Here is a 12,592-nt window from a genome sequence, read left to right as displayed (position 1 = left end):
GCTGCGACGCGGGCACACGCCCCCACGGTTGCGTTGTCCAGCGCTTGACCGGCCGCGCGACGATACCTATAGTCATCGGCTGCCGGGCGTGCTGGCTTTCGCCGCCCTGCACTTCGGCTGGCGCCCGACGCCGGCGGTGCGTTCTGCCGCCGCCATCGGGGCCACCTTCAAACGTCTCCCGAGTGGCGCTTCGCGCCAATGAATCCGCACTGCACCGGTGTGGAACCGGCCGGCACGCGCGGAGTTCGGAGAATCCGGACGATTGCCGGTGCACCGGCGGTGCCACGGTGGTTCATTGGCCCCGCACTCGTTCCGGCGCAGGATCGGGATCGAGCGTGGGAGTAGAGGACCCGCTCACTGCCGATTCGGCTGGAGGGCGACCATGTTGCGTCGCGATACCGAGTACGTGTTGCTGTGGAATGCGCAGGCACACTGCTGGCTGGCTCGTCCCGTCGAGCGTGACGGCGACCGGCTGCGGCCCGTCGGCGTCGCTGCCGCCGTCGCGCTACCGGAGTGGGACGGTCGATTCGGCGAAGCTGGGTCGGACGAGTGATTCCGCGCCGGTTCGCTCTGCGGCGCTACCGCGATCGCTCCGGGGTCTCCGGTATCGGCGTCGTCGCCTACGGCACGTGGTACCCAAGCGGAGAGGCGACCCTGGCGTGGTGCAGCGGCCCGGTTCGATCCGTGACCGTGTTCGCCTCAGTAGGCGACATCGAGCGGATCCACGGGCACGGCGGCGACTCGGAGATCGTCTGGCTCGATCCACCCGACGTCGCGATGGACGCAACGACATCTTGTGCTGATCTGACGGACCGCGTAACGTGACTCAGTTCACTGCCTCAGTGACCGAGTGTCACGGAGTAAGCGTGGTGTCAGATGACTGTGCAGCGTTGGTCCGGGGTCGAGACGAGGGCGCTTCGGCATGCCCTCCGCATGAGCGTGCGCGCGTTCGCCGAACATCTCGGTGTCGCCATCCGCACGGTGTCGAAGTGGGAGAGCCGTGGCGCCGATATCACGCTGACGCCCGACAATCAGGACCTACTCGACGTCGCGTTGAGCAGATCCGCGCCGGACGTCCAGGCTCGCTTCGCGGAGCTTTCCGCACCCGCGGATGGCCAGCCCTCGGCGGCCGGGACGACGCCATCCGTGGCCGTCCCAGTCCTCGTCGACGGTCGCGTCGTCCTAATGCCGGCCGACGCAGGACTGCTCAGTAGGCTGCCGGTGTCGGCGGACGAGACGGCGAACGTTGGGAGCATCGACGTGGAGATCGAGCGCAGGCAGGCACTGGGAGCCCTTGCGTTCGGAGCCGCAGCGGTCGCCCTTCCAGGCGCTGGCCGCGACGTTCTCGGCGGACCATCTGGCCGGTCGCGGATTGGCAAAGGCGAGGTCGACGCCGTTCTCGACATGGTCGGCCTGTTCTCTCGCATGGACCAGCGCCGGGGCGGCGGGCACGCGCGTTCGACCGCGGTCGAGTACTTCACTGCCCATGTCGCGCCTCTCCTCGACGGCACCTTCCACAGCGATCGGGTGCGGAGTGCGATGTTCTCCGCCGCCGGCGAGCTCGCCTATCTCTCCGGCTGGATGGCCTTCGACGCGGGCGACCACGACGTCGCCTGGCGCGACTTCCGCACCGCGGTGGAGCTGGCCGACGAAGCTGGCGACGCGCCGCTGGCCGGACACGTGCTTCGGGCGATGGCGCACCAGGCCGTCGACCTCGGCCAGCCCTCACGTGCGCTGCAGTTGGCGGACGGTTCGGTCGACGGCGAGCGCTACGCAATGGCGGTCCCGCGTGAGCGCGCCCTGCTGGGCGTCGTCCACGCGCGGGCGCTGGCCAGTGCCGGTCGCGAGGCCGATGCTGCAGCGGCGTTGAATCGCGCCGAGGACGACCTTGCCGCTACTGGCTCTGGTGACGCCGAGCCGGCCCGCGTGTTCTTCTTCGGCGAGGCGAGCCTGGCACACGAGACCGCCTGCACGCTCCGCGACCTCGGTGACCTCGCCGGCGCGGAGCAGCAGTTCGCCCGCAGCGTGCGCACGCGGAAAGCGAGCGCGTTCACCCGGACGCATGCGGTCACGCTCGGATACCTCGGCTCGGTGCAACTGCGCCAGGGCGACGTCGACGGTGCGGTCGCGACCTGGTCGACGTCGCTGGACGCGATGGACGGCGTGGACTCCGGCAGGACTCGGCAGGTCGTCCTCGACATGCGCGCCGCCCTGGCGCCGTACCGTCGCGCCAAGCTCCCCGCGGCCGTCGATCTGGACGCGCGGGCGACGGACTACCTCGATACCGTGAGTGCGGCGGCGTCCTGACCGGGCAGCGTCAGGTTGCTCCCAGGAGGTATCGATGGCTGAGTCGTACGAGGTCGTGCCCGTCGCTCACGTCGTGGGCGGCCGGGTCGAGCCGACCGACGACTACTGGGGCGGCACACGCTCGATCATCAGGATCGACGGCGAGCGCTTCACGAGCGACGCCGTCAAGGGGCTCGACGCGTTCTCACACCTCGAGGTGGTGTTCCGCTTCCACCTCACCGATCCGACGGACCTCAATCTCGGCGCCCGGCGCCCGCGGGACAACCCGGACTGGCCGGAGGTCGGCACGTTCGGTCACCGCAACATGCGCCGGCTCAACTGGCTGGGTGTCTCCCGGTGCCGGCTGCTCGAGGTGGACGGCCTCGATCTGCACGTCGAAGATCTCGACGCCGTCGACGGGACGCCGGTCCTGGACGTCAAGCCGTGGTTCGCCGCTATGGGTCCACGTGGCGAGGTCAGCGAGCCCGAGTGGCCGTCCGTGATGCTCGCCGACTACTACGCGGCGCCGGGGGAGCGGTAAGCGATCACTTGCCGCGCCAGCCCTTGCCCGGCCGGTCTGCGTTCCATACGTCGATCTCACTGACGAGCCACAAGGGCGAGCGCCCGACGTAGCGGGCTGGCTTGGGCATGGTGCCGCGGCTAGCCCAGGCGCTGATGGTGTCCTGCTCGACGCCGAGATACGTGGCGAGCTCAGCTCGATCCATGTATTCCTGCCCGTCGATCGTGATCGGCACCAATCGAGCATGGCAGGCAAGGTGGGCCTTGCTTCGTGCGCGTGCCAGACGTAGCGTGGTTGCTGGCGCCAGGAACCGACGACGTCGGTCATGGAGTGTTGAGGACCTCCTTCAGGAGGATTGAGTGGTGGCGCCGAAGCTCGCGTAGAGGTGTCGCGCGGTGAGTTGTTGCGGTCGGTCAGTCGAGGTCGCGCGGGAGCAGTTCGTCGCTCGGGACTCAGTCGACGGGCCTGTCGTGCATGTCGCCGGCTGGGACGCCGTCCTGGCGTCACTCGGTTTCGTGCGCACATCGGAGTGGCGCCGGTTCCGGAGTTCGATGCACTGCACCGCCGAGCGCGCGAGCTGATCCGCACGGAACAACGGAGGAGATCCGTGGTCAGCACACACCATGAAGAGCGTCGCGACGTCATCGTGCGCCAACCGTTCGTCAGCGACGAGGTCGGCGAGATCGTCGCCTGGCACGACTCCGAGGGCCCGACCATCGACATCCACCTCGAACCCGAAGACTCCGGCCAGCGCGCCGACGTCTCCCTCACCCCGTCCGAGGCGCGCGACCTCGCCCGGCAGCTGCGCGAGATCGCCGACACCGCCCAGCGCGCCGGCTGGACCCCGGCGGTGCTCGCCGACGCCCGCGAACGGTACCTGCCCGGGCTGTCCGACGAGCAGATCATCGCCCGTCTCGACGCCCTCACCGAACGCCTCGGCGGGCTCGTGCTCGGCTACCGCGGCAAGATCGACTGGCGCGCCGGTCGCATCCTCGTCGCCGAGACCGGCCACCAGCTGCTCGACCGCGCCGCCGGCGCCGTCAACGTCGCCGAGCAGCACCTGGCCGGCTACCAGCAGGCCCTCGACCAGCTCAGCACCGTCAAGGCCGAACTCGACCACGTCCGCCATTTCTTCACCCACGAGAGCGAGCTACCGCGATGACCACCACCACGCCACCGCAGGAATGCGTCCTCAAATGGTGCAACGAGGCCGGCGAACACCGCACCCACCGCCAATACGTCACGTCGGTCGTGGCCGGCCGCGATCGGTGGCTGCTGGGCGTCAACCTCGTCGGTTCCGAGGCTGGCCACGACCAGGTCGAGTTGACGGCCGCGCCACGATGTGGCCCGTCCGTGGTGCTGGAGCTTCGGCCGGACGAGGCCGAAGCCATCGGGGCGTCGCTCGTCGAGGCCGCGGCGCGTCAGGTGAGTGCCTCCGTCTGACGGCTGAAGAGTCAACGCGCGGCGGGCGGGACGCGAGGCTGTAGGCCATCGGGCTCGGGGACGCCGGTGGGTCGCTGGACGCGACTCGCCGGCGTTTCGCCGTTCCGCGCCGTGGTCGAGGGTGCTGGCGAATCGAGGCCGGGCGGCAGGCCGTCACCGACCGGCGGTTCGGGGAGCTGATCGAGGATCGCGAGTGCGGTTCGGCGGACGCGTTCGCCGGTCGCACGGACCACCTGCAGTGGTTCAGCGTCGGCGACGGTGTTCGACCACGTGGAAACGTACGGCACCGAGTAGTCGCTGGTGTCCATCCCGTAGCTCGCACCGATCATCATCGCCACCGACTCGGCCTCCACCTCGGCGATTCCGCGATGCATGACGTTGATCATCCCGTCCGGCTTGGCGTGCAGCACGACGTGGGCCAGTTCGTGCGCCAAGGTCTTGACCGCCGCGGCGTCATCGACGTCGGCGCGGATCTTCACGGTCTTGTTCTGGACGTTGGTGACTCCATGGACGCCGCGGATGGCGGCGGCATTGGGCACCCGGCTCAGCGTGAAGCCGGCGGCCTCGACTTGAGCCGCGAGTCCGTCCCAGAGTCCTTCCGGGGCTTGGCCTCTCAGCAGCTGTGGGGCCGGCTGCTCGGGTATCGGGCGGCCGGAAGTCTGACTGAGGTCCCACACATAGGCGGGCTTGAGCCCCACGAGCTTGCTACGCACGACCTCGCCCGGTCGAGCTTTCTCGCCACGGTCGAGTCGACGCCATGATCTCGGATCGGTTGGATCGGTCGTGGCGAACCGCCGAGTGACCGGCGCGAGGATCGCGTACCCGGACTGCCCTCGGTCGACCGACCTGCCGAGCTTCCGCCACTGCTTGTAGCCGGCGACGAACGTTGGCATCGGTTCGGGAACGCGGCCCTCGAGGTATGCCTGGTGGTGCTGGACATAGATCAACAGCGTGTTGCCGAATGACCGCGAGCGGAAGTTCGCCGCGAACCGGATCGCTCTGATCCAGTCCTCACCCGTGACCAGGTCCTCGACTGCCGATTCGAGCTTGGCGCCGTGCTCCGCCATGCGCTCCTCACGAGCGGCCGCCCTGTCGCCACTGGTCGCCACCTGCGCTTCTCCTGTCCCGTCGGCCGATGCTCGTCGAGGGAGAAGTGGGCGAGGCGATCCGCACTGCCGCATGGAAGGCCGGTGTCGGAGCATCCGGAACAAGGGCGCTGCGACGACCTGAGTCCCTAGGACCTGAACTCGCGGGAGGACGTACTTGCGGTACTTCTGTCGGCCTTGCCCAGTTCTATCCTGGGTGCCCGCTACGGTTCGCCCGTGGGAGAAGCCGCGGCGCTCGTTGTGGCCATTACGGGCCTGTTAGGCGCCGGGCGCTGGATTCACGAATTCACTGCCCAGGGTCGACTGCGCCGCCGCATCGAGCAACTGCGCTCGGCACACGATCAGTTGTTGACCAGATCGCCAGGGCGTCGCGAACTTCAAGACGCCATGACGACGGTCGCAGGCGAGATGGCACGTTTGGCGACCATCCGCATAGCGGCGGTCAAAGCCCAGGACGAGAGCACCAATGAGAGCTCGGACGAGATCTCTGACGCGACGGTGGACGATGAGGATATGCCGTCTCGGCCGCGGGCCGACTGGAGGCGGCCGCTCGTCAATGGCTTGATCGGGGCCTTCCTTGCGGCGTTGATCGGTGTCCTCGGAGCGGCAGTTCTCACGCAGTCTGGCCAGCTGACGATCGAGACCGGCGGGAGCGCCCCCAGCGATGCGCCAACTGACACGCCGACCGAGTCCCCGAGCGAGACGCCGAGCGAGTCCCCGAGCGAGTCCCCGAGCGAGACGCCGAGCGAGTCCCCGAGCGAGACGCCGACTGAAGTCCCGACCGAGGCCCCGACGGGGGCCCCTGATTCGCCAGATACTGATCTGCGAAGTCTGTCGATCGCGGAGCTCGCCGGCGTAGCGTTCCTTTCTGCCGTGGTGTTAGCTGGCCTCGCCGCGAACATCGAGTACCTGTGGAGAAGCCGGCGGCGCCGTCGAACGACGTCGACGAGCTAGGCCGTCTTCGCCGGGGCTGCTCAGCCGTCCGAACTTTTGGCCCGCTGAGTGGAGCGCCACGCCCGAGCTCCCTGCTGCACGGCGCCGCGCTGATGACGGCGGTGAGTTACGGGCTCACGCTCTGGGATCTCGCTCTCGACACGGGCCGTCCGGACCTGTAGCTGGCGCGCTTGATTGACGACTCCCCAGATGAGCGAGCGCGCCCCGGCCGGTGAGTACGCATCACCGCCGGGCCGGTCCGCCGGCATGTGCCTGGCTGGGGACGCGACCAAGGCGCCCGCCTAGGTAGGCCTCGCGTCTCACCCGCCCGTATCACGGCCGACTCACAATCAAGGGCGCCAAGATCTTTTGGTGGTTCGCTATCGCATTGCCACCAAAACATCTTGGCGTCGCTGCGCGAGCGACCTTCGGCCGCCCCTTGATTGCGAGCCTCTACGGCCGTGATACCGGCACGCCGCCGGTCAGGGGCACAAAACGCCCCCGACCGCACGGCACAACTGACCGGAAGGAGCACGGACGTGCAGTACGAAGAGATCATCGAGGTTGACCCGAAGGACATCCTCATCGGGGAGAACATCCGCACCGACGTGGTGCTGGACGACGAGTTCGTGGCCTCCATCAAGAACCACGGTGTCATCACTCCGGTGACGACCTACCGGCTCGCCGAGGGTGAGCACGCGGGCCGCTTGGAGCTCGTGTGGGGTCAGCGCCGCACGCTCGGCGCGATCAAGGCCGGGCGGGCGACGATCCCCGCCCTCGTGGCCAAGAACCGGGCCGAGGCGGAGAAGACGGCGAAGGCCGACCGGATCATTAAGCAACTCGTCGAGAACGACAAGCGCGCAGGCGTCAACGAGGCGGACCGGGCGGCCGCGTTCGAGCAGCTGCACCTGCTCGGCCTCAGCGAGAAGACGATCGCCAAGAAGGTCAGCACCACCCAGGCCCAGGTCGAGGTCGCACTGACCGTCCGTGCCGACGCGACCGCGACGAAGGCGCTCAGTGAGCACCCGCTGACCCTGGATCAGGCGGCCGCTCTGACGGAGTTCTCCGACGACGAGGAGGCCGTGTCCCGGCTGATCGAGGCCGCAACCGAAGGCGGGTTCGACCACGTCGCGCACAAGGAGCGTCTGCACCGCGTCGAGCGCGAGGCCGTCGCGGCCCGCGCGGCCGATTTGGCCGAGCAGGGGGTGCGGGTCCTGGACAGCGAAGCCCACTACGCTCCGGAGACCGCCGAGCTGTACGAACTGCTCGACGGCGACGGGAAGGTGTTCACCGAGGACTCGCATGCCGAGTGCGAGGGCCACGGCGCGCAGATCATCCACCTGCGCGAGGAGCGGACCATGTTGCGGTGGATGTGCGCCGATTGGCGCATGCACGGGCACCAGCACCGCAACGAACGGGTCACCGGCCCCATGACCGAGGAGGAGAAGCACGAACGCCGGGAGCTCGTCGCCACCAACAAGGCGTGGGCAGCCGCCGAGGAGGTCCGCCGCGAGTGGCTGCGCACGTTCCTCACCCGCAAGACCGCGCCAAAGGACGCCGCTCAGCACATCCTGCGGACCACATTGGCCAGCAACTACTACGTCGGCAAGGCCGTCCGCGACAACAACCAGCTGCTCGCCGTGCTGCTCGGCCACGACAAACCGCTGAGCCACGGCCAGTCCCCGATCCTCGAAGCGGCCGAGAAAGCCACCCCGGCACGCGCGCAGGTCCTCGCGCTCGGCGTGGTCCTCGCCGCCGTGGAGGCAGGACTCGACCGCCACTCGTGGCGCAACCCGACCCGCGAGGCTGCGGATCACCTGCGCGCCCTCGCCGGTTGGGCTACGAGCTGGCCGACGTCGAGCGGATCATCACCGAGCACCCGTTCCAGGACTGACCGTGCCGATGGCGTTCGTAGGCGTCTGCCACCTGTGCGGTGAGCTGGTGTCGGTGGTCTCCGTCGACGACATCGGCGCATCGTGGCACGCGCCCGCCTCGTGGCTCTACCTCGCTCAGGAGGAGCACAAGAGCCGGAAGCACTGAGAACCGGTGCGCATGCGTTGTGCCCCAGCCTGTCCGAATCAGGCTGGGGCACAACCGCGTCCACCCTGGACCGGCACGCTGCCGAGCGCCACCCGTGCACAGCGACTTTGGTCTCCCGCAGTTCTACGCGCCCGGCTGTGCCCCGCCTCAGGCAAGTGCGTAGAACTGCACACGTCTTGCACTTGCCCGACGGGGGCCTGGCGGCCCCTGGCGTCGCCGGCCGCTGGCGCGGTCGCGTCGCTGCGGTGTCGCATCGCTGTCGCGTGCTGCGACAGGGCCGTCGCGGTAGAGTGAGAACTCTTCCAGGTCGGTGTCATCGACGTTGTAGGACGCTCCTTCGGGGCGACGGATCCGGCCATCCGCATGATCCATGGGTGCGCCCGCGACGTCGGAGGCTGCAACGTGAACCTTCTCCTCAACCTCGGTACCGCCGTCTACAGCTGGTCGCAGAGGTTCCCGACCAACCGTCACGTGCGACGACTGCGCGACCGGCCCACCATGCGGTCCGGCGTCCTGGCTGCGTCTCTGGCCGCTGGCCACTTCGCTGTCGCCGCCCTGTGCGTTCAGGTCCTGGAGTGGGGCGGCACCGGCTGGTTGAACCTCGTCGTGCTGCTGACGTGCTGGAACGGCCTCAAGCTCGGGGCTAACGCACTCCTGGCGATTGCCAGGAGCCTCGGCCGCACAGGTACTGATCGCGGCCGCGTACCTGTGGTCGGTGACGGTGTCGATGCGGGTGATGAGCGCGGGCGCGGGATATCGGTACCTGCTGACGTCGGTGGCGGCCGGCGATGGTGACCGGTCGCTGTCGACGCCGCTGACCCGGTACTACCAGGAGAAGGGCACTCCGCCCGGCTACTGGATCGGGACCGGGGTCGGCGGTCTGGGCGACGGGTCACTGGCGCCCGGCGACGTGGTGACCGAGCGGCAGCTACGCCGTCTGCTGGGCGAGGGCCACGACCCACTGACGGACGAACCGCTGGGACGGGCATACTTCCAGTTCAAGCCGCTCGCCGAACGCATCGCCATCCGCACGGCCGCCCTCGATCCTGCGCTCTCGCCGGAACAGCGCGACATGCGCATCCAGGAGCTCACGGCGGAGGAAGAGGCGCGCTCGAGTCCACGGACGGTGGCCGGCTACGACTACACGTTCTCGGTGCCCAAATCGGTCTCGGTGCTCTGGGCGCTCGCCGACATCGGGTCCCAGGCGCTGATCGTGCAGGCACATCACGCCGCCGTCGCCGACGTCATCGACATGCTGGAACGCGACGTCGCGATGACGCGTACCGGCCGTGGCGGTGTCGCACAGGTCGAGACCCGCGGCGTCGTGGCGACGGCGTTCGACCACTACGACTCCAGAGCCGCGGATCCGCAGCTGCACACGCACGTCGTCATCGCCAATCGTGTGCAGGGCCGCGACGGCGTGTGGCGCACGCTCGACGGCCGGCCGATGCACGCGGCCGTGGTCGCGCTGTCCGAGCACTACAACGCCGTCCTGGCCGACACGCTCACCCGCGATCTCGGCGTCCAGTGGGAACAGCGAGACCGCGGCCGGGACCGCAATCCGGCCTGGGAGATCGCCGGGGTCGGCGACGAGCTGGTGCGCGAGTTCTCTTCTCGGGCCGCGGACATCGAGGTGGAGAAGGACCGGCTCATCGACGCGTACGTCCGGTCGCACGGCCGGCGCCCCTCGCAACGAACGGTGTTGCGGCTGCGACAGCAGGCGACGCTGGCCACGCGTCCGGACAAGACGGTGCGCTCGTTGTCCGAGCTGACTGCACTGTGGCGCACCCGTGCAGGCCCGCTCGTCGATACCGACCCAGTCGCCTGGACGTCGAACCTCATCGCGGCGGGGAACGGGCGCGCCGTCCTCCGTGCCGACGACCTGCCGCAGGACGAACTGGTGCAGCTGGCGGCCATTGTGGTCGAACGAGTGGGGGACCGGCGGCCGACCTGGCGGAGGTGGAATCTCCACGCCGAGACGTCCCGGCAGCTGATGCACCTGCGCTTCGCGACGACCAGTGACCGGGAGGCCGTCATTGGGCTGGTCGTCGACGCGGCAGAGAAGGCGTCGCTACGTCTGACGCCGCCGGAGCTGGCGTCCACGCCAGAGGCTTTCCAGCGCGCTGACGGATCGAGCGTCTTCCGGCCCAAGTACGGCGCCGTGTACTCCTCGGCGGCCGTGTTCGCTGCCGAGGATCGGCTCCTGCGGCTGGCCAACACCCGTACTGCGCCGACCGTCGACCTGGAGGTCGTCGCACGCGGGGTCGGCCACCACGACGACGGCGTCGTGCTCGCCGCCGACCAAGTGCTCGCAGTCGAGAAGCTCGCTACCTCCGCACGCGTCGTCGACGTGCTCGTCGGGCCGGCCGGGACGGGCAAGACGACAACGCTCAGCGGGCTGCGCCGCGCCTGGGAGGCACAGCCGGGCACCGGCCACGTCATAGGCCTCGCGCCGTCAGCCACGGCGGCCGAGGTCCTCGCCGCCGACCTCGGGGTCGAGACCGAGACGACGGCGAAGTGGCTGCACGAGCACCGGCATGGGCGGTGGGATCTGCGTCCGGGGCAGCTCGTCGTACTCGACGAGGCGTCGCTGGCCGGGACGTTCGCGCTCGACGCTATCGCCGCGCACGTGGCGGAGGCGGGCGCGAAGCTGGTGCTGGTGGGGGACTGGGCGCAGCTCGATGCCGTCGACACCAGTGGGGCGTTCGGGCTGCTGGCGCGGTCACGCGACGACGCGCCGCGGCTCACCGACGCGCGCCGGTTCGTCCATCGGTGGGAGAAGTCGGCGTCGTTGAGCCTCCGCTTGGGTCGGCCCAGCGCCGTCGCGACCTACCAGAAGCGCGGGCGGGTGGCCGGCGGCGACCACGACGAGATGCTCGAGGCCGCGTACCGGGCCTGGCAGGCTGACCTGGACGCCGGTCGCATCACGTCGCTCATCGCCGAGGACAGCGAGACCGTCGCGGCGCTCAACGCGCGCGCCCGCAACGACCGGGTCCTCGCCGGTCTCGTCGCCGACACCGGCGTCGCCTTGGCCGACGGCAACCGCGCCGGCCAAGGCGACGTCGTCATCACCCGTCGCAATGAGCGCAGGCTCAGCATCGGCCGCAGCTGGGTGAAGAACGGCGACCGCTGGGTCGTCACCGCCTGCCACCTCGACGGCGCCGTCAGCATGCGCCGGGCCGGCAGCACCTGGCACGGCACCGTCACGCTCCCGGCCTGGTACGTCGCCGAGTACCTCGACCTCGGGTACGCGATCACCACCCATCGCGCCGAGGGCAGCACGGTCGACACCGCGCACGTCATCGTCGGTTCCAGCTCCATGACCAGAGAAGCGCTCTACGTGGCGATGACCCGCGGCCGCCACAGCAACATCGCCTACGTCGCCACCGACCGCGCCCATCTGGAAGACCACCAGAAAGCGGGCATCGAGGATCCGACAGCGGGAGACATCCTGCGCGCCGTTCTCAAGCACACTGGCAGCGAGCTCTCTGCCCACGAGACCCTCGCCGCCGAGCAAGACCACTGGAGCAGCCTCTCTCAGCTCGCCGCCGAGTACGAGACCATCGCCGAGCACGCCCAGGCCGACCACGTCGCCACCATGCTCTCCGACGCCGGGCTGGATGAAGACCGGCTGGAGACCGTCGTCAGCAGCGAAGCGTTCGGCTCGCTCGTCAGCACGCTGCGCCGGGCCTGGGCAGCAGGGTTCAACCCGGCCGCGGTGACACGACAAGCAGTGCTTTCCGGGCGGCTGGACGAGGTTGACGACCTCACGACCGTCCTGCGGTATCGAGTGCGCCGGCTCACCGACGCCAGCCGCGCCCCACGAACCGTGCCAGGACGGCAGCGGCTCATCGTCGGCCTCATCCCACGGGCGGCCGGCCTGATCGCCGACGACGTCAACGCCGCCCTCGCCGAACTGGACGGACTCATCGAGCACCGCGCGGACGAGCTCGCCGCCGCCGCGGTTGCCGACGATCAGGAGTGGGTGCGTCGATGCGGCCGACGCCCGCGCGAGCCGGCCGCGTACCGAGCCTGGACCAACTGCGTCCGCCTGATCGCCGCCTACCGCGACCTTCGTGGCGTCACCGACGATCACCCCACCGGCCCGAGGCCCACTGACGATCGCGAACTCATCGACTTCCACCGCGCCGAGCGAGCTCTGCGAGAGGCACGCGCACTGAACAGGCCCGAGGTCAGCGCGGGGGGCATCGTCAATGAACCCGTCAAGGTCGACCAGGGCCAGCGTTGACGTCAGACGTCAGGG

The 12,592-nt window shown here is 69.4% G+C and carries 11 protein-coding genes; 9 read left to right on the top strand and 2 right to left on the bottom strand.

Going from position 1 to position 12,592, the window contains the following annotated elements; genetic code table 11:
* Positions 1 to 382 precede the first annotated feature (382 nt).
* The 4 genes from BLV02_RS36575 to BLV02_RS17510 all read left to right on the top strand — a co-directional run bounded on the left by BLV02_RS36575 (position 383) and on the right by BLV02_RS17510 (position 2,827).
* Positions 383 to 553, top strand: a complete 171-nt coding sequence (locus BLV02_RS36575; protein ID WP_171906853.1) for a hypothetical protein — start codon at positions 383 to 385, stop codon at positions 551 to 553.
* A 131-nt stretch (positions 554 to 684) separates the two neighbouring features.
* Positions 685 to 825 (top strand): hypothetical protein, encoded by a 141-nt coding sequence (locus BLV02_RS36570; protein ID WP_176986526.1) that lies wholly within the window; start codon positions 685 to 687, stop codon positions 823 to 825.
* Between the two features lie 108 nt (positions 826 to 933).
* Positions 934 to 2,307 (top strand): NsdA family TPR-like regulatory protein, encoded by a 1,374-nt coding sequence (locus BLV02_RS17515; protein WP_141711784.1) that lies wholly within the window; start codon positions 934 to 936, stop codon positions 2,305 to 2,307.
* A 34-nt stretch (positions 2,308 to 2,341) separates the two neighbouring features.
* Complete coding sequence (locus BLV02_RS17510; RefSeq protein ID WP_069114072.1) at positions 2,342 to 2,827, top strand: TrmO family methyltransferase domain-containing protein; 486 nt, start codon at positions 2,342 to 2,344, stop codon at positions 2,825 to 2,827.
* Positions 2,828 to 2,831: 4 nt separating this feature from the next.
* Here the strand turns inward: BLV02_RS17510 and BLV02_RS17505 are convergent, their stop codons facing one another.
* Entirely contained in the window at positions 2,832 to 3,041 is a 210-nt protein-coding gene (locus tag BLV02_RS17505) for a helix-turn-helix transcriptional regulator (RefSeq protein WP_069114071.1), read from the bottom strand.
* A 372-nt stretch (positions 3,042 to 3,413) separates the two neighbouring features.
* On the opposite strand from BLV02_RS17505, the gene BLV02_RS17500 reads away from it, so the two are divergent.
* Positions 3,414 to 3,968, top strand: coding sequence for a hypothetical protein (locus tag BLV02_RS17500; RefSeq protein WP_069114070.1), 555 nt, complete (start codon positions 3,414 to 3,416; stop codon positions 3,966 to 3,968).
* Entirely contained in the window at positions 3,965 to 4,249 is a 285-nt protein-coding gene (locus BLV02_RS17495) for a hypothetical protein (protein WP_069114069.1), read from the top strand. Before BLV02_RS17500 ends, BLV02_RS17495 begins: the two co-directional genes overlap by 4 nt.
* An 11-nt stretch (positions 4,250 to 4,260) precedes the next feature.
* Here BLV02_RS17495 and BLV02_RS17490 read toward each other — a convergent pair whose 3' ends face one another.
* A complete protein-coding gene (locus BLV02_RS17490) occupies positions 4,261 to 5,316 on the bottom strand; it encodes an ArdC-like ssDNA-binding domain-containing protein (RefSeq protein WP_083289108.1) in 1,056 nt (351 codons plus the stop codon).
* 255 nt (positions 5,317 to 5,571) lie between these two features.
* Between BLV02_RS17490 and BLV02_RS17485 the strand changes: the two genes are divergently transcribed.
* From BLV02_RS17485 to mobF, 3 genes are all read left to right on the top strand, one after another.
* The gene (locus BLV02_RS17485) at positions 5,572 to 6,309 is read left to right on the top strand and encodes a hypothetical protein (RefSeq protein WP_141711783.1); all 738 of its coding nucleotides are present in this window, start codon (positions 5,572 to 5,574) and stop codon (positions 6,307 to 6,309) included.
* Positions 6,310 to 6,827: 518 nt separating this feature from the next.
* Entirely contained in the window at positions 6,828 to 8,225 is a 1,398-nt protein-coding gene (locus BLV02_RS17480) for a ParB/RepB/Spo0J family partition protein (protein ID WP_069114066.1), read from the top strand.
* Positions 8,226 to 8,989: 764 nt separating this feature from the next.
* Positions 8,990 to 12,577, top strand: a complete 3,588-nt coding sequence (mobF, locus tag BLV02_RS17475; protein WP_216094492.1) for a MobF family relaxase — start codon at positions 8,990 to 8,992, stop codon at positions 12,575 to 12,577.
* Positions 12,578 to 12,592: the final 15 nt, after the last annotated feature.

Source organism: Jiangella alba, from assembly GCF_900106035.1.
Taxonomy (GTDB): Bacteria; Actinomycetota; Actinomycetes; order Jiangellales; family Jiangellaceae; genus Jiangella; species Jiangella alba.
The sequence above is the reverse complement of the archived record's forward strand: the minus strand, read 5'-3'. Positions and strand labels throughout refer to the sequence as shown.

Excerpts from the sequence above, each read along its gene's own strand:
- BLV02_RS36575 (WP_171906853.1), top strand. The coding sequence starts at position 383 with ATGTTGCGTCGCGATACCGAGTACGTGTTGCTGTGGAATGCGCAGGCA.
- BLV02_RS17515 (WP_141711784.1), top strand. The coding sequence starts at position 934 with ATGAGCGTGCGCGCGTTCGCCGAACATCTCGGTGTCGCCATCCGCACG.
- BLV02_RS17510 (WP_069114072.1), top strand. The coding sequence starts at position 2,342 with ATGGCTGAGTCGTACGAGGTCGTGCCCGTCGCTCACGTCGTGGGCGGC.
- BLV02_RS17495 (WP_069114069.1), top strand. The coding sequence starts at position 3,965 with ATGACCACCACCACGCCACCGCAGGAATGCGTCCTCAAATGGTGCAAC.
- BLV02_RS17490 (WP_083289108.1), bottom strand. The coding sequence starts at position 5,316 with ATGGCGGAGCACGGCGCCAAGCTCGAATCGGCAGTCGAGGACCTGGTC.